This is a genomic window from Curtobacterium sp. MCBA15_008, assembly GCF_001865065.1.
GTDB lineage: Bacteria > Actinomycetota > Actinomycetes > Actinomycetales > Microbacteriaceae > Curtobacterium.
Genome location: NZ_MJGN01000001.1, coordinates 166,061 through 182,798 on the forward strand (window position 1 = coordinate 166,061; position 16,738 = coordinate 182,798).

Sequence of the window (16,738 nt, forward strand, 5' to 3'; positions counted from 1 at the left end):
TGGTTGATGAACGCGTGCCTGATCAGGCCGCGGACTCCTGCTTCTCGCGAAGGGCGTCCACGGTGCGGACGGCCTGCGAGAGGGGTGCCTGGAACAGGTACGCAGCACCGAACAGCGAGGCCTTGAAGGCGCCGGCGAGCTTGCCGAGCAGAACTTCACGGGACTCGAGGTCGGCGAGCTTGTCCACCTCGGTCGCGGAGAGCGGGTTACCGTCGAAGTAACCACCCTTCACCACGAGCTCGGGGTTCGCCTTGGCGAATGCACGCAGCGACTTCGCGACGGCGACGGTGTCACCGTGGACGAAGGCGAGAGCGGACGGACCGGCGAGTTCGTCGTCGAACGACGAGATGCCGGCGTTGTTCGCCGCGATCTTGGTCAGCGTGTTCTTCACCACGGCGTACGTGGCGTGCTCACGGATCGAGTTGCGGAGCTCCTTGAGCTGCGCGACCGTGAGACCGCGGTACTCGGTGAGCAGAACGGCGTTCGAGCTACGGAAGGACTCCGTGAGCTCGGCGACCGCAGCTTCCTTGTTCGCCATGGTTCTCCTTGGGGGTCTTGCCGGCAGCCCCAGGTCCACGAACGAAAAAAGCTCCGGCGCAGAGGCTCGGAGCTGCTCTCACCAGATGGTGGGAGTGGTTCGGAACACCTGCGCGGGATGCCTCTCTCGAGAGAGGACCTTCGGTTGCGACGCAAGCGCAGCAACATCCGGCGGTCTTTGGCTTCGAGAACTGTACCAGACGCTCTGGTCGTCACCAAACGGCGGACGGGAGGCGCGGCGCGGGCCCGCCCCGCGCCTCCCGACCGACGGTCCGATGGACCGATGGACCGATGGACCGATGGACCGATGGACGGTCAGTCCCGGGCTGCCGACTGCGAGACCGGCAGGTGCACCGTGAACACGGTGTCCCCCGGCTCGCTCCGCACGTCGACGGACCCGCCGTGCGCCTGCACGACGGCGTCCACGATCGCGAGCCCGAGGCCCGTCGACCCGGCGGTCCGGGATCGCGAGCTGTCCGCACGGGCGAACCGCTCGAACAGCTTCGGCAGGAACTCGGGGTCGATCCCCTGCCCGGTGTCCCGCACGGTCAGGTCGACGCCGCCCGCGACGGGCGTGATGCCGACGGTGATCCGGGTGCCGTCCGGCGTGTGGGTCCGGGCGTTCGTCACGAGGTTCACGATGACCTGGTGCAGCCGCGCGGCATCGCCGACGACGACCACGGGCGAATCGGGGACGTCGACCTCGATCGGGTGCTCGGGCGATGCGGCGTGGGCGTCGTTCACGGCGTCGAGCACGAGGCCGGTGAGGTCGACGTCGTCGAACTGGACCTCGCGGCCCTCGTCGAGGCGGGCGAGGAGCAGCAGGTCCTCGACCATCGACGTCATCCGGATCGACTCGGACTCGATCCGGCTCATCGCGTAGACGACGTCCTGCGGCAGGTCCCCGCCCATCCGCCGGGTGAGTTCGGCGTAGCCGCGCACCGACGCGAGCGGCGTGCGGAGCTCGTGCGACGCGTCGGCGACGAACTGGCGCACCTTCTGCTCCGAGCGTTCGCGGGCCTGCATGGCTCCGGCGATGTGCCCGAGCATCCGGTTGAAGGCGCTGCCCACTCGGCCGACCTCGGTGCGGGGGTCGGTGTCGGGGACGCGGACGTCCTGCAGGGCGTCGCTCCGCTCGAGCGGCATCCGGGCGACGGTCGACGCGGTCTCGGCGACGCGTTCGAGCGGCCGGAGGGAGCGGCGGACGACGACGGCTGCCACGAGCGATGCGGCGACGAGTGCGGCCGCGACGACGAGGATCACGACGAGCAGCAGGGACCGGACGCTCTCGTACACCGGGGACATCGGCAGCCCGACGACCAGCACCGCGTTGCCGAGCACGGGGTTGTCGACCTGCACGGCGGCCACACGGTACCGGCCGATCCCCCCGCCGAGGTCCATCGTGGCCGGCGCGACGCCGACCTTGACGTCGCCGAGGCGTTGCAGCTGCAGGGTGGAGAGCTGCCCGCGGGAACCGTCCTCCTGCAGGACGATGCCGCCGGCGCCGCCACCCGTCACGTAGTAGGCGGTCAGCGTGCCGGCGGCCTGGCCGAGCGGTTGCAGGAGGTCGTCGCTCGGTCGCCCGCCCTGCTGCCCGTCCCCCTCGCCGAACTTCGTGCTCGCACGGGTCGTGGCCTTCTGCAGCTGCCCGTCGATCGCCCCCGTCTGGATCGACGCGAGCGCGATGATGCTGCCCGCGCCGATGACCGCGCTGACCGCGACGACGAGGGCGACGATGCTCAGGACGAGCCGACGCCGGAGGGTCACGAGGTGGGCTTGATGACGTACCCGACGCCGCGCACCGTGTGGATCATCGGGGTCTCACCGACGTCGATCTTCTTGCGCAGGTAGGAGATGTAGATCTCGACGACGGAGGACTTCCCGCCGAAGTCGTACGACCAGACGCGGTCGAGGATCTGCGCCTTCGACAGCACACGACGCGGGTTGCGCATCAGGAAGCGGAGCAGTTCGAACTCGGTTGCCGTCAGCTCGATCGAGCGGCCGGCACGCGAGACCTCGTAGGACTCCTCGTCGAGCACCAGGTCGCCCACGACGATGCGGGAGTCCCCGGCCTCGGAGATCGAGATCTGCGAGCGGCGGATGAGCCCGCGCAGACGTGCCACGACCTCCTCGAGGGAGAACGGCTTCGTGACGTAGTCGTCGCCGCCCGCGGTGAGCCCGGTGACGCGGTCCTCGACGGAGTCCTTCGCGGTGAGGAACAGCACCGGGGTGTCGTCGTTGTTCTGCCGGAGCCGGCTGAGCACCTGCAGGCCGTCGAGGTCCGGCATCATCACGTCGAGCACCATCGCGTCGGGCTTGAACTCCCGCGCGGTCGTGAGTGCGTCCTGCCCGCCGTTCGCGCTCTTCACGTCCCAGCCCTCGTACCGGAGCGCCATGGACAACAGGTCGGTGAGGCTGGCTTCGTCGTCGACGACGAGGATGCGCAACGGGGTTCCGTCGGCACGTGTGAGGCGCGGTGCTGCTGCAGGCTGGGAGATGGTCACGTCTTCGAGTATCGAGAGATTCCTATGAGGCGTCTGTGGAGCGCCCCTCTGCCGTCTGTGGGTTGCCGAGGACGCGCACGGACACGCGTCCGTAGGTTCGAGGAATGCTGCGTTCCTCGGCCTGGCCGTCCTCCGCCCGTCGCGTCGACAGCGCCCGGATCGAGGAGCAGGCCGGGAGGCACGGCTCGTCCCCGGCGGACCGGCTCGCGTTCGCGCAGACGGTCACCACCACGGCGTCGATCCTGTCCGCGGGCACCGCCGGCTCGTGCTTCGCGACGCTCGCGGCGATCGCCGCGGCCGACGTCGCGACCGCTCGGACGGTCGAACCCCACCTGGACGCGCTCGGCATCCTCGCGCAGGCCGGAGTCGCCGTGCCGCCGGGCTCGACGTGGGGCGTGTTCGCCGCCGAGGGGCCGGGGCTCCGACTGACGGCCTCGAGCGTCTCGTCCGACGGGTCGTCCGACGGTCCGGTCGTGCTGGACGGGACGAAGCCCTGGTGCTCGCTGGCGTCGACGCTCTCCCACGCGCTCGTCACCGCGCACGTGTCCGCGGACGGAGAGGTCGAGCGTCAGCTGTTCGCGGTCGACCTCCGCCAGCCCGGCGTGACCGTGCACGACGAGGCCTGGGTCGCCCGGGGCATGCCGGACGTGCCGAGCGGCCCCGTGGACTTCGCCGGCGTCCGTGCCGAACCGGTCGGCGGTCCCGGCTGGTACCTCCGGCGTCCGGGGTTCGCGTGGGGCGGGATCGGCGTCGCGGCGTGCTGGTGGGGCGGCGCGGTCGGACTCGCCCGGGTGCTCCGTGCGCTGGCGGCCGACCACCCCGACTCCGAGTTGCTGCAGGCGGCGCTCGGGGCCACCGTTGTCGACCTCGCCGACGCCGAGGACGCCCTGGCCGACGCGGCCGCGCGGATCGACGCGACCGAGCAGGACGACGACACCGACTGGTCCCTGCTCGCGCAACTCGTCCGGTCGCGGGTCCGCCGCGCCGTCGACGCCGTGCGTTCCCGGGTGGTCGCGACGGTCGGCCCCGGCCCGCTGACCACCGACCCGGCGGTCGCCGCACGGGTCGCCGACCTCGAGCTCTACGTGCTGCAGGACCACGGCGACCGCGACCTGGCACGCATCGGCCGGAAGGTCCTGGCGGGCGCCGGCGGTGTCGCGTGGTGAGCTTCGACCACCGGCAGCCCGGCACGGACCCCGCTGCCTGGACCCGTTCGACGGCCGGCGTCGCGGCAGCACCGGTGACCCTCGACGGCATCGGCTCCGTGGTCGTCGTCGCACCCCACCCGGACGACGAGACCCTCGGCGCCGGTGCGCTCATCGCCACGGCGGCCGACGCCGGGGTCCCCGTGCACGTGCTGCTCGTCACGCGCGGCGAGTGGTCGCACCCGGACTCGCCGACGACCACCCCTGACGACCTCCGGAGGGTCCGCGAGGACGAGTTCCGGACCGCGCTCCGGGTCCTGCACCCCGCGGCGAGCGCCACCGTCCTCGACGTGCCCGACGGCGGGCTGCGCGAGCACCCCGACGTGCTCCGCGACGCCCTGGCCGCACGGCTCGCCGGGGCATCGCGCCCGACGCTCGTGGTGGCGCCCTGGCGCGGCGACGGTCACCGTGACCACCGCATCGCGGGCGAGGTCGCCGAAGAGGTGGTCGACGGGTCCGAGGGCGCAGTGCTGCTGACCTACCCGATCTGGGCCTGGCACTGGGACGACCCGGACGCGTCGGCGATGCCCTGGGACCGTGCGCGGGTGCTCGCGGTGCCGGCCGACGTTCTCGACCGCAAGCGACGGGCGCTCGACGCGTACCGGTCGCAGACCCAGCCGCTGTCGCCGGCGCCCGGGGACGAGGCCATCGTCGACGACCGGCACGCCGCGCACCACCTCCGCTCCGTCGAGTGGTTCTTCGCGCCGGACGACGACCGTGCCTCGGCGGCGGCGGCCTCCCGCTCCCGGGAGTCCTTCGACGCCCACTACGAGCGGAAGCCGGAGGGGTGGGACTTCGACGGCTCCTGGTACGAGCGGCGGAAGCGTGCCGTGACCCTGGCGGCGCTCCCCCGCGAGCGCTACCGATCGGCGCTCGAGCTCGGCTGCGCGACCGGCGTGCTGACGGCAGCGCTCACGGAGCGTGCCGACGACGTGCTCGGCACCGACATCTCCGCCGCACCGCTCGAGCGTGCGCACCACCGTGCACCGACCGCGCGGTTCGTGCAGGCCGCGCTGCCGTCGGAGTGGCCGGCCGGCCGGTGGGACCTCGTCGTGATGTCCGAGGTCGGCTACTACCTGTCCCCCGCCGACCTCGACGCGACGATCGACCGCGTGCTCGCCTCGCTCGACGACGACGGCGTCCTGGTCGCCTGCCACTGGCGGCACCCCGACGACGAGGCGGTGTCGAGCGGTGACGTCGTCGACGCGCGGCTCGCCGAGCGGTGGCCGCGCCCGGCGCTCGTCCGGCACGTCGAGGAGGACTTCGTGCTGAGCGTGTTCCCCGGCGCCGCCGTCGTCTCGGTGGCGACCGCCGAGGGACTGACCCCGTGAGCCTCCCCGCGCGCATCGACGTCGTCGTCCCGGCGCACGACGAGGAGGACGGGATCGCCGGCTGCTTGGGCGCGCTCGCCGACGCCGTCCGGATGCTGGCCCGTACCCACCCGGAGGTGGCGGTCGCCGTGACGGTCGTGCTCGACGGGTGCACCGACCGGACCGCTGACGTCCTCCGCGCCGCCGCAGCCGCCGATCCGCTGTGGGAGACGCTGCCGCTCGACGTCGTGGAGACCGAACGGCTCGGCGTCGGACGGGCGCGTGCAGTTGGCACCACCCGCGCCCTGGCCACCGGTCCGGAGCCGTCGCGCCGGTGGACCGCGCACACCGACGCGGACTCCCGGGTCGACCCCGGGTGGCTCGCGCAGCAGGTCGAGGCCCACGACGCCGGCGCGCACGTGCTCGTCGGGGCGGTCGTGCCGGACCCGGACGACCTCGACCCCGTGGTGCTCGCGCGGTGGCTGCACGCCCACCCGCCGGGGTCGACGCTCGGCCACGTCCACGGCGCGAACCTCGGGCTGCGCGGCGACGTCTCCCTCGCGCTCGGCGGCTTCGACCCGGTGCCCGAGCACGAGGACGTCCGACTGGTGGAGCGCGCCCGCGCCCTCGGGTTCGACGTCCGCGCGACGACCGAGCTGCCGGTGGTGACGAGCGGCCGGTTCGACGGCCGGACCCCGGGCGGGTACGCCGAGCACCTCCGGGTCACCTACGGCGACGCGAGTTGAGGCGTCCTTAGGATTCACATAGCGACGGGCAGGGCCGGTGATAACCGAGCTGCCTAGGTTCTCCTCCGTCGGCCCCGCCGTGCGCTCTGCACGGCCGGTGACCCCAGCCGGCCACCACCGAGGAGAACCATGTTCCTGACCTACCTCAGGCGCGAACTCACGAACCGCAAGAAGCAGACCGTCATCATCGCGATCGGCATGGCCCTCGCCATCGCCCTCGTGGTCATCGTGTCCTCGATCGCGGGCGGCGTGCAAGCCGCGCAGGCGACCGTGCTGCAGTCCGTGTACGGCGTCGGCACCGACATCACCGTCACCAAGACCGAGGAGCCGACGTCGTCGAGCACCGGCCGGCCGAGCTTCGACTTCGGCAGTCAGGGCAGCTCCGACAGCGGCAGCGGCTCGACGGACCTGTCGCAGTCGCGCCTCGCCGTCACCCGCGGGACGAGCACGCTCACCGCGGCGGACGTGACGACGGTGACGGGCACGAGCGGCGTCAAGGCCGCGACCGGCGTCCTCACCCTCGAGAACAGCACGTTCTCCGGCCAGGTCCAGCAGCAGTCCGACAGCGGCTCGAGCGACAGCACCGCCCAGCGGGCGCCGTCCACCGGCGGGACCGAGGGCGGGCGTGGCTTCGGCGGCGGCTCGTTCAGCGTCGACTCGTTCACGGTCACCGGCATCCCGGTCTCGGGTGACGCCGTCGGCCCGCTGACGAGCACCGAGCTCACGAAGGGCCGCACCTTCACCGCGAAGGACGCCGGCAAGGACGTCGTCGTGCTCGACGCGACCTACGCGAAGAGCGAGTCGAAGGCAGTCGGGGACACCGTGTCGATCGGCGGGAAGGACTTCACCGTGATCGGCATCGTCTCGTCGACCGGTTCGTCGTCGACGACCGGCTCGAACACCTACGTCCCGCTCGACACCGCGCAGGCGCTGGCGGACCTCGACGGCAAGGTGACCTCGATCTACGTCTCCGCGGAGTCCTCCGCCGACGTCGACACGATCAAGTCCGCCCTGCAGAAGCAGCTGACCAGCGCGACCGTCTCCACCGAGTCCGACCTGGCGTCGAGCGTCTCGGGGTCGCTGAGCACGGCCTCGAACCTCGTCTCGAACCTCGGCACGTGGCTGTCGATCGTGGTCCTCGCCGCGGCGTTCCTCATCGCGATCCTCTTCACGATCTCCGGCGTCACCCGCCGCACGCGTGAGTTCGGCACCCTCAAGGCGATCGGCTGGTCGAACGGCCGGATCACCCGACAGGTGGCCGGCGAGTCCCTCGTGCAGGGCATCATCGGCGGCGTCATCGGCGCCGCCGTGGGGCTCCTCGGCATCCTCGTGGTGAACGTCATCGCCCCGACGATCTCGGCGAGCGCCACGAGCACCACGAACCGCGGGCCCGGTGCCGGCGGCGTGCCCGGCGGCGCCGCGACCGCAGCGGCCGGCAGCGGCACGACGGGCGGCGCCCCGGCCGGCGGGTTCGGCGGCGGTGCCAACACGGCCAGCACGACCGATGTCGTCCTGCACGCGCCGGTCACGGTCGAGGTGATCCTGCTCGCCATCGGGCTGGCGATCCTCGGTGGCCTCATCGCCGGCGCCCTCGGCGGCTGGCGCGCGAGCCGGCTCCGTCCGGCCGAAGCACTGCGGAGCGTGGCCTGATGACCGAACCGACCAACACCGACGTACCCGGACCGACGACAGGAGCCCCCGTGACCAGCACCGAGACCGCAGCCTCTCCGGCGGACGCGAGCCGCGCCTCCAGTCCGATCTACCGTCTGCAGAACGTGAGCAAGACGTACAAGCAGAAGAACCGGACCGTCACCGCGCTGACGAACGTCGACCTGACCATCCCGCAGGGGCAGCTCGTCGCGGTCCAAGGGCCGACCGGCGGCGGCAAGTCGACGCTGCTGCAGATGCTCGGCGCGCTCGACCGGCCGAGTGCGGGATCGATCCTGCTCGGCGAGCGGGACGTCGCGAAGCTCGGCGACGGGGCGCTCACCGATCTGCGTGCGACCGAGATCGGCTTCGTGTTCCAGAGCTTCAACCTCATCCCGACCCTGACGGCGCTCGAGAACGTGGAGACCGCGTTCGCCGGGTCGTTGGCGAACCGCTCCCGGGCCGAGGTCCGGGCACGCGCGACGTCGGCGCTGCAGGAGGTCGGGCTCGGCGAACGGCTCGACCACCTGCCCGCGGAGCTCTCGGGCGGGCAGCAGCAGCGCGTCGCCATCGCCCGGGCACTCGTGAAGAACCCGAGCGTGCTGCTCGCCGACGAACCGACCGGCGCGCTCGACGAGGCGACCCGTGACGAGATCATGGGCCTCATCGAGAAGCAGTGGAAGGACCGCGGGCTGACCGTGGTCATCGTGACGCACGACTCGTGGGTGGCGAAGCGGGCCGAGCGCCGGCTGCACATCAAGCAGGGCCAGGTGCGCGAGGTCTAGCGGGGCGGGCGGGCGGGCGGCCGGGCGGGGCCGGACCGCGAAACGCAACCAGGGCGGTTCCTCGCAGCGGTACAGCGCTGCGAGGAACCGCCCACGTTGCGTTTTGCGCGGGGGGGGGGGCAGCGCCGCGCCTACCGCGCGACGGGGTAGTCGCAGTAGGCGAACCAGGTCGAGTCCGGCGCCCACGGCGGCACGTTGACCGTCCCCTGGCCACCCTCGAGTGCGACGAGGGTCTCCGGCAGCACCGCGATCCGTGCGCCGCGCACCAGGCTGCCGGGCAACAGCCGCAGCTCGACCGGGTGGTCCGCGGGGTGCCCCTGCACGCCGGGCTCGTACGACAGGTACAGCAGGTGCGCGGCGTCCGGCGACAGGTGCGGGAACCAGTCCACTCGGTCGTCGTTCGTGAGCCGGACGGGGTCGTCGGCGCCCGGCCGGAGGGTCGCGAGCTGCGCCGTCCCCGGGGTGAACCGTTCGGTGTTCCAGAGCAGCGTGCCGTCGGCCGCGATCGTGCAGCCGTCGTCGGGGTGCTCGTCGCGGGTGACGAAGGTGGTCTCCCCCGTCGTCGCGTCGACCATCGCCACGTCGGTCGTCCAGACGCCGTCCTCGGACAGCTCCCCCACGATCGCGGCCAGGGAGGAGCCGTCCGGGGCGATGCCGTGCAGGTAGTACTTCCGGGTGACGGGCAACGCCGCCGCCGCGTCGGTGATCTGCGTCGTTGCACCGCCCGCGGGCAGCGGCACGCGGTACAGCTCGCCGTTGCGCGCGCTCACCACGATCGAGGTCCCCGACGGGTCGAGCACGTGGTCGTTGTTGATCTCGTCGACGCCGTCCATCGGCACCGGGACCAGCGCCGACTCGTCGAGCACGGTGGCGGTGTCCGCCGCCGGCAGCCGGAGCAGCCAGAGGTCCCCGTTGCCGTTCAGCACGAGGCTGTCGGCGTCGAGCACGTTCGGCGCCTCGACGAGCACCGTGTCGGACTCGAACACGAGCCGGGAGGTGCGGGCCTCGACGTCGTACACGTGCACGCGGCTGGTCTGGCCGGGCAGCAGCTGTCGCCCTCGGGTCTCGGTCATGCGTCCATCCTGTCGTCTGGGGGGGGAAAACGAGACTCGGGCTGAGCGACCTCTCTCGGGCTCCGCGCCACGAGATCAGTCGCCCAGCCCGAGTCTCGGGTGGGGCAGTGTGCCTACTTCACCGCGCCGGCGGTCAGACCGGCCACGAACTGGCGCTGCACGATGAGGAACGCGGCCACGACCGGGATCGACACGACGAGCGACGCCGCCATCACCTGGTTCCAGTAGACGTTCGTCTGCGTCGAGTACTGCTGCAGACCGACTGCCAGGGTGGAGCCGAGCCCGTTCGTCATGACCGAGGCGAAGAGGACCTCACCCCAGGCGGTCATGAACGAGTAGATCCCGACCGCCACCAGACCCGGACGGGCCGAGGGCAGGATGACCCGGAACAGGGCACCCATCGGGCCGGAGCCGTCGACCATCGCGGCCTCGTCGAGCTCCCGCGGGATGGTCTCGAAGTAGCCCGCGAGCATCCAGATCGAGAACGGGAGCGTGAACGTCAGGTACGTGATGATCAGGCCGGTCCAGCTGCCGACGAGCTGGATGCCGAGCGAGTTCCCGAGGTTCGTGAAGATGAGGAACAGCGGCAGCAGGAACAGCACGCCGGGGAACATCTGGGTGGAGAGCACCGCGGTGGTGAAGGTGCTCTTGCCCTTGAAGTTCCAGCGCGAGACACCGTAGGCGGCGAACGTCGCGATGATCAGCGAGAACACCGTCGCGACCGTGCAGACCACGAGCGAGTTGATGAAGTACCGGCCGAGCGGCACCGTCGACCACATGTCGATGAACGGCTGGAAGGTGATGTTCGACGGGATCCACGTGAAGTTGTCCTGCACGTCCCCGAGGGGCTTGATCGCCGTGGTGATCATCACGTAGAGCGGAACGACCGTGAACAGCGTCAGGACGATCAGGGTGATGATCTTGAAGGACTTGGCGCCAGTTGTCTCACGCACGGACGGACCTCCGGTTGGTCACGGCGAGGTAGATGCCGGTGACGACGAGCAGGAAGAGCAGGAGCAGGACGCTCATCGCGGCACCGGAGCCGAAGTTCCAGGTGATGAACGAGGCGTTGTAGATGTGGAAGCTCAGCAGGTCCGCGGCGGGTGGTTGCGCGGTCGAGCCGAACAGCACGAACGGTGTGTTGAAGTCGTTGAACGTCCACAGGAACATCACGAGCACGAGCGTGACGTTGACCGGGCGGACCATCGGCAGCGTGATCGAGCGCCACTGGCGGAACGGCTTGGCACCGTCGACCGAGGCGGCTTCGTACACGTCGTTCGGCACGGACTGCAGACCGGCCATCAGCATCAGGAACGCGAAGGGCCAGGTCTTCCAGATCGCGACGACGACCACGGCGACGAAGGCGTTGTTGCCGATCAGCCAGAACGGGGCGTTGCCACCGAAGAGGTGCAGCTGGTCGACGAGCAGGTGGTTCAGCGCGCCGGTGTCGCGCTGGAACATGAACTTCCAGGTGATCACGCCGGCGTACATCGGCAGCGCGTAGGGCACCAGGAACAGGGTGCGGAAGAGTCCGCGACCGGCGAACGGCTTCTGCAGCGCGACCGCCGCGGCCATGCCGAAGGTCCAGGAGAGCCCGACCACGAGCACCGTGAAGGCGCAGGTGATGAGGAACGAGTTGAGGACGCCCTTGCCGATCGCCTGGTCGAAGTCGACCACGACGGCGTAGTTGCCGAACCCGGCGAAGGGGGCGGCGCCCCAGTTCGCGATGAAGTACTTGGTGAGCTGGATGAACGAGATCCAGATGCCGACGAGCATCGGCACGATGTGGATGAGCAGCTCGAAGAGGATGGCCGGCGCGACGAGCGCGTAGGGCAGCCAGTGACGCTTCGGCTTCCGACCCGGCTGCGGACCCGACAGGGTCGGCGCCTTCGTGTGGGTCAGGTCGATGCTCTCGGAATCGGGCAGGACCGAGGTGGACATGGGTGGTGGCCTTTCGGCAGGAGGAGGATCGGGGCTTCGCGCCCGTGACCGTGGCAGCGGTCTGGAGGCGCGGCATGCGTGAGCCGATGCGCTCACCCCCGGCGCGGGGCCGGGTGCGGGGGGTGGAGGCCCGGGACGCGTCCTGCGGACGCGCCCCGGGCCTCCAGGCTGGATCAGCCGTTCGCCTGGGACACCTGGTCCTGGGCGGTCTGGAGCGCGGTCTTGATGTCCGACTCGGACACCTTCGAACCGGTGGCGATCTTCGCGAACATGTCGTTCATCGCCTTGCCGACCGTGGACTCGAACTGGTCCTCGGCGGGCACCAGCGGGAGCGGCTTCGCCTTGTTGTTGTAGATGTCGAGGAACGTCTTCGTCTGCTCGTCGGTGACCGAGTCAGCAGCCGCGGCGAGCACCGGGAGAGCCGAGTACGGCTTGTCCAGCGTCGTCTGCGTGTCCATGCTCGTCATGTACTTGACGAACTTGAGCGCGCCGTCCTTGTTCTTCGTGTTCTTGAACACCGACAGGTTGATGCCGGCCGGGAAGCTGGCGATCTCCTTGCCACCGGACGGGGCCGGCAGCGGCACGACGCCGAACTCGTCCGACTTCATCCCGAGGGACTCGATCGTCGCGTTCGCGTTGTTCTGGTTGAGGATGAACGCGGCCTTCTTCTTCGCGAAGTCCGTGGTCGACTGGGTCGCGTTGTCGTACTGCGCGTTCGACGGGTTCGCGACCTTGGCGTCCTGCATCAGGTCGAGGTAGCGCTTGATGCCGTCGACGTTGGCCTTCGACGTGAACGTCGGCTTGCCGTCCTTGTCGAACCACTCGCCACCGTTCTGTGCCGAGTTGATGAACGCGAAGTGCGAGTTCTCGGTGTACGAACCGCCAGCGAGGCTGAACCCGTAGGTGTCACCCGTCGTCAGCTTCTTGGCGTCGGCGACCAGGTCCTCCCACGTCGTCGGCGGGGTGATGCCGGCGTCGGAGAGCATCTTCTTGTTGTAGTACAGGCCGTACGCGAGGCCGTAGAGCGGGACGCTCGTGACGGTCTTGCCGGGCGCGCCACCCGTGGAGAGCGCGACCTTGCCGAACTTGTCGGACCCACCGATCGCCTTCATCTCCGAGTCACCGAACTCCTGGAAGGCGCCGGTGGCCTGGAGCGAGGTCGCCCAGGTGTTGCCGATGTTGACGACGTCCGGGCCCTGGCCCGAGGTGACGGCGGTCTGGATCTTGTTCTGCAGGTCGTTCCAGCCGATGACCTGGAGGTTGACCTTGATCCCGGTCTCCTTCGTGAACTTCTTGAGGACGGGGGTCAGCACCTCCTTGTCGTTCTGGAGCGACGTGCCCTGGTTGGACGCCCAGTAGGTGAGCGTCTTGGAGTCGCCGCCGGAGCCGGAGGACCCGGAGGAGCAGGCTGCGAGGCCGGTCACGGTGAGTGCCGCGGCCGCGGTGATGGCCAGTGCGCGGATGGCAGTGCGCATGACTCTCTACTTTCTCGTCGTTGAGATGGTGCAGGGGATGGAAAGGGTGTTGCTGTCGGGTGCTGCTGTGTGGTGCGGTGTCGCCCGGTCCGTGGCGGCCGGGGTCCCGTCCGTCTCCGGGCGGGACCCGTCCGTCAGGACAGGGTGGACGCCGCGGGGTCCCAGCCCTCGGGGAGGGTCGGGGAGGGTGCGACGGTGCTCTCGACGAGCACTGCCGCACCACGTTCGGCTGCCTCGGCGATGGAGACCATCACGTCGAGGACGTGGAAGGCGAGGGCACCGGGAACCCGGTTCTCCTCACCGGCGCGGAGGGCACGGGCGAGGTCGACCACGCCGGTTCCGCGCGAGTAGGTGGACCCCACGGCGGGGATCGTCTCGGGCTCCTCGGCGCCGAGCGCGTACAGCTCGGTGTCGCCGTCGAAGTTGTTCGGGTCGGGGAACACGACCGTGCCGGTCTCGCCCGCGATCTCGACGAAGCCGGTGCGGCCGCGGTCGGACTCGAACGAGAAGACGCTCTGCGCGCTGCCGCCGTTCTCGAACTCGATGAGTGCCGAGTGGTTCGTCGGGACGTCGACCGGGAACTCGGTGCCGGCCTTCGGGCCGGAGCCGATCGTGCGCGTGGCACGGGACTTCGACGAGGTCGCCGTCACCTTCGCCACCGGGCCGAACGCCTGCACGAGGGTCGTGATGTAGTACGGGCCGATGTCGAACAGCGGGCCCGCGCCGTACGCGAACAGGAACTCGGGGCTCGGGTGCCACGACTCCGGACCGGGGCTCTGGAAGAGCGTCAGGCCGTTGAGGGGTGTACCGATCCGGCCGTCGCGGATGGTGCGGAGGGCCGTCTGCAGCCCGGCGCCGAGGAACGTGTCCGGGGCGACGCTGACCGTCTTGCCCGCGGCACGTGCGGCCTCGCGCAGTTCGGCGGCGCTCGAGCGGTCGAGGGCGTAGGGCTTCTCGCCCCAGACGTGCTTGCCGGCGGCGAGGGCCTGCAGGGCGACCTCGACGTGGGCGGCCGGGATGGTCAGGTTGACGACGATCTCGATGTCGTCGTTCGCCAGGAGCTCCTCGACGGTGCCGGAACCGGCGACTCCCCACTTCTCGGCCTGGGCGGCGGCGCGCGGCAGGTCGATGTCGGCGATGAAGTGGACCTTCACGTCGGGGAAGACGGTGAGGTTCGAGAGGTACTGGTCCGAGATGACCCCGGCGCCGATGACGCCGACGCCGACGGGACCGGTGCGCTTGGTGTCGTCGGTCGTCGTGCCGGTGGTGGTCGTGGTGTCGGTCATGCGCGGGCCCCCTCGAGGAACGTGTAGGAGTCGGCGACGGCCTGGAACACGTCGCCCTCGTGGTCGTCGAGCTCGATCACGTGCAGGGCGTCGGGCGCCGCGGCGATGATCTCGCGGATCGGCATGATGCCGTTGCCGACGGCGACCTGCTTCTTGTCGTCGTGCGAGCCGTCGCCGTCCTTGACGTGCAGGAACTGCACCTTGTCGCCGTACTTGCCGATGATCGAGACCGGGTCGTCGCCGCCGACCTTCACCCAGTACGTGTCGAGCTCGAGGACGACGTCGTCGGACAGGGCGTCGGCGAAGACCTCGTAGGCGCTGACGCCGTCGATGCGGTTCGAGAACTCGAACGCGTGGTTGTGGTAGCCGAGCGTCAGGCCGTGGTCGGCCGCGCGCGGGGCGAGGGCGCTGAGCTCACGGGCGATCGCCTCGACGTCCTCGCGGGTGGTCCAGCGGGCCTCGTCGATGTGCGGGTCGATCAGCGTCTGGGTGCCGATCGTCGCGGTGGCGTGGAAGATGCGCTCGAGGTCCTGCTCTCCGGCGTCCAGCAGCCGGGCGTGACCGCTCGGCGCGGCGAGGCCGGCGTCCTTCAGGGCGGTCGCGTACTCGTCGGCGCGGTCCACGTAGCCGAAGAGCTCGACGTTCGTGAAGCCGATGCCGGCGATGCGCTGCAGGGTGCCGGGAAGATCAGCACCGAGGGCGTCGCGGACCGTGTAGAGCTGGACCGAAAGCGGTTGGGTCACCAGGGGTTCTCCTCGTCGAGATGGTGGTGGTCGACTTCGACCGAGCGTCACACTACGAGGACTTTTGTCGGCGGTCAAGCAGAAGTTCGAGGAATGTCGACGTACTTCGTTGCGTGGCGCGTTCGATGTGTGCTTCACTCCCCCACATGGTCGACTTGACTCGGACGGCAGCGTCGCCTCCGGTCGGGACGAGCGAGCTCTTCCAGATCCTCCGCGACGGCGTGCCGCGCACCAGGGCAGAGCTCGCCGCACTGACAGGACTCGCACGCTCGACGATCGGCGTGCGCCTCGATGCCCTCATCGAGGTCGGGCTCGTCGGACCGGTGGACACCGCAGCCTCCACCGGTGGGCGTCCGCCTGCCCAGGTGGCACTGAAGCCCCGCGCCCGGCTCGTCATCGCCGCCGACCTCGGAGCCTCGCACGGCCGCGTCGCCGTGACCGACCTCGTCGCCGCACCCCTCGCCTCGCGCGAGGCTCGGATCGACATCGCCGCCGGCCCCGTCCCCACGCTCACCTGGCTCGTCGAGACCGTCGACGCCCTGCTCGACGAGGTCGGGCGCTCCCGCGACGACGTCATCGCGATCGGCATCGGTGTGCCCGGCCCGGTCGAGTTCTCCACCGGACGCCCCGCGAACCCGCCGATCATGCCCGGCTGGGACGGCTTCGACGTGCCCGGCTGGCTCCGTGGGCACATCGCCGCGCACGTGCTGCTCGACAACGACGTGAACATCGCGGCGCTCGGCGAACGCGAACACGGCTGGCCGGACGTCGACCACCTGCTCTTCGTCAAGGTCGCCACCGGCATCGGCTCCGGCATCGTGTCCGACGGCGAGCTCCAGCGCGGCGCCCAGGGCACCGCAGGCGACATCGGCCACGTGCGGGTCTCGCGCGCCGGCGACGTCCCCTGCCACTGCGGCAACACCGGCTGCCTCGAGGCCGTCGCGTCCGGCCCCGCGATCGCCCGCGGGCTCCGGGCGAAGGGGCACGACGTGCAGACCAGCGCTGACGTCATCGACCTGGTGAACCGGTCCGACCTCGACGCGATCTACGCGGTCCGGCAGGCCGGGCGCGACATCGGCGAGGTCCTGGCGACCTGCGTCTCGCTGATGAACCCGTCCGTGATCGCACTCGGCGGCTCGATCACCCAGGCCGGGGAGCACCTGCTCGCCGGCGTGCGCGAGGTCGTCTACTCCCGCTCCATGCCCCTCGCGACCGAGCACCTGGTCATCGCGCAGTCCCGTGCCGGGTCCGTCGCGGCGCTGCAGGGAGCCGCGGCCCTCGCCATCGGCTACGCACTCTCCCCCGCCGGCGTCGACGAGCTCGTCGCGTACGCCGAGGGTCGCCAGCTCGTGTCCTGAGCACGCGCCGGTGCGTCGGTTTCGCGACGTCGGTGCGCGGGGGGACAATCGTCGGGTGACGATCGTGCAGCCCACCCTCTGGGGTGACCTGGATCCGGGCCTGGAGCTCGACCCGGGTTCCGGCCTGG

At 70.6% G+C, this 16,738-nt stretch carries 15 protein-coding genes; 6 read left to right on the forward strand and 9 right to left on the reverse strand.

Annotation, left to right across the window (positions count from 1 at the left end; genetic code table 11):
- Window positions 1–22 precede the first annotated feature (22 nt).
- The 3 genes from rplJ to BIU96_RS00710 form a co-directional block, all read right to left on the reverse strand.
- Window positions 23–538 carry a 50S ribosomal protein L10 gene (gene rplJ, locus BIU96_RS00700; RefSeq protein ID WP_070418388.1) on the reverse strand — a complete coding sequence of 172 codons (516 nt, stop codon included), beginning with the start codon at window positions 536–538 and terminating at the stop codon, window positions 23–25.
- 314 nt (window positions 539–852) lie between these two features.
- On the reverse strand, window positions 853–2,304 hold the full coding sequence (locus BIU96_RS00705; protein ID WP_071290686.1) for a cell wall metabolism sensor histidine kinase WalK: 1,452 nt from the start codon (window positions 2,302–2,304) through the stop codon (window positions 853–855).
- Window positions 2,301–3,035, reverse strand: a complete 735-nt coding sequence (locus BIU96_RS00710) for a response regulator transcription factor (protein WP_368072961.1) — start codon at window positions 3,033–3,035, stop codon at window positions 2,301–2,303. The genes BIU96_RS00705 and BIU96_RS00710 overlap by 4 nt, the downstream gene beginning before the upstream one ends.
- Window positions 3,036–3,145: 110 nt before the next feature.
- On the opposite strand from BIU96_RS00710, the gene BIU96_RS00715 reads away from it, so the two are divergent.
- The 5 genes from BIU96_RS00715 to BIU96_RS00735 all read left to right on the forward strand — a co-directional run bounded on the left by BIU96_RS00715 (window position 3,146) and on the right by BIU96_RS00735 (window position 8,734).
- Window positions 3,146–4,207, forward strand: a complete 1,062-nt coding sequence (locus BIU96_RS00715; RefSeq protein ID WP_071290688.1) for a hypothetical protein — start codon at window positions 3,146–3,148, stop codon at window positions 4,205–4,207.
- Window positions 4,204–5,577 (forward strand): bifunctional PIG-L family deacetylase/class I SAM-dependent methyltransferase, encoded by a 1,374-nt coding sequence (locus BIU96_RS00720; protein ID WP_254785869.1) that lies wholly within the window; start codon window positions 4,204–4,206, stop codon window positions 5,575–5,577. Before BIU96_RS00715 ends, BIU96_RS00720 begins: the two co-directional genes overlap by 4 nt.
- Window positions 5,574–6,302: a glycosyltransferase family 2 protein gene (locus BIU96_RS00725; protein WP_139199659.1), complete on the forward strand. Its 729-nt coding sequence runs from the start codon at window positions 5,574–5,576 to the stop codon at window positions 6,300–6,302. The genes BIU96_RS00720 and BIU96_RS00725 overlap by 4 nt, the downstream gene beginning before the upstream one ends.
- Window positions 6,303–6,431: 129 nt before the next feature.
- Entirely contained in the window at window positions 6,432–7,952 is a 1,521-nt protein-coding gene (locus tag BIU96_RS00730; RefSeq protein WP_071290690.1) for an ABC transporter permease, read from the forward strand.
- Between the two features lie 107 nt (window positions 7,953–8,059).
- Window positions 8,060–8,734, forward strand: coding sequence for an ABC transporter ATP-binding protein (locus BIU96_RS00735; RefSeq protein ID WP_071290761.1), 675 nt, complete (start codon window positions 8,060–8,062; stop codon window positions 8,732–8,734).
- Window positions 8,735–8,865: 131 nt separating this feature from the next.
- Here the strand turns inward: BIU96_RS00735 and BIU96_RS00740 are convergent, their stop codons facing one another.
- The 6 genes from BIU96_RS00740 to BIU96_RS00765 form a co-directional block, all read right to left on the reverse strand.
- Window positions 8,866–9,807 (reverse strand): hypothetical protein, encoded by a 942-nt coding sequence (locus BIU96_RS00740; RefSeq protein WP_071290691.1) that lies wholly within the window; start codon window positions 9,805–9,807, stop codon window positions 8,866–8,868.
- Between the two features lie 113 nt (window positions 9,808–9,920).
- Window positions 9,921–10,760 (reverse strand): carbohydrate ABC transporter permease, encoded by an 840-nt coding sequence (locus tag BIU96_RS00745; protein ID WP_071290692.1) that lies wholly within the window; start codon window positions 10,758–10,760, stop codon window positions 9,921–9,923.
- Window positions 10,753–11,748 carry a carbohydrate ABC transporter permease gene (locus BIU96_RS00750; RefSeq protein WP_175477418.1) on the reverse strand — a complete coding sequence of 332 codons (996 nt, stop codon included), beginning with the start codon at window positions 11,746–11,748 and terminating at the stop codon, window positions 10,753–10,755. Before BIU96_RS00750 ends, BIU96_RS00745 begins: the two co-directional genes overlap by 8 nt.
- A gap of 173 nt (window positions 11,749–11,921) precedes the next feature.
- Window positions 11,922–13,223 (reverse strand): sugar ABC transporter substrate-binding protein, encoded by a 1,302-nt coding sequence (locus BIU96_RS00755; protein ID WP_071290693.1) that lies wholly within the window; start codon window positions 13,221–13,223, stop codon window positions 11,922–11,924.
- A 134-nt stretch (window positions 13,224–13,357) separates the two neighbouring features.
- On the reverse strand, window positions 13,358–14,509 hold the full coding sequence (locus BIU96_RS00760; RefSeq protein ID WP_071290694.1) for a Gfo/Idh/MocA family protein: 1,152 nt from the start codon (window positions 14,507–14,509) through the stop codon (window positions 13,358–13,360).
- Window positions 14,506–15,252: a sugar phosphate isomerase/epimerase gene (locus tag BIU96_RS00765; RefSeq protein WP_071290695.1), complete on the reverse strand. Its 747-nt coding sequence runs from the start codon at window positions 15,250–15,252 to the stop codon at window positions 14,506–14,508. The genes BIU96_RS00760 and BIU96_RS00765 overlap by 4 nt, the downstream gene beginning before the upstream one ends.
- 146 nt (window positions 15,253–15,398) lie before the next feature.
- Between BIU96_RS00765 and BIU96_RS00770 the strand changes: the two genes are divergently transcribed.
- On the forward strand, window positions 15,399–16,610 hold the full coding sequence (locus tag BIU96_RS00770; protein WP_175477419.1) for an ROK family transcriptional regulator: 1,212 nt from the start codon (window positions 15,399–15,401) through the stop codon (window positions 16,608–16,610).
- Window positions 16,611–16,738 lie beyond the last annotated feature (128 nt).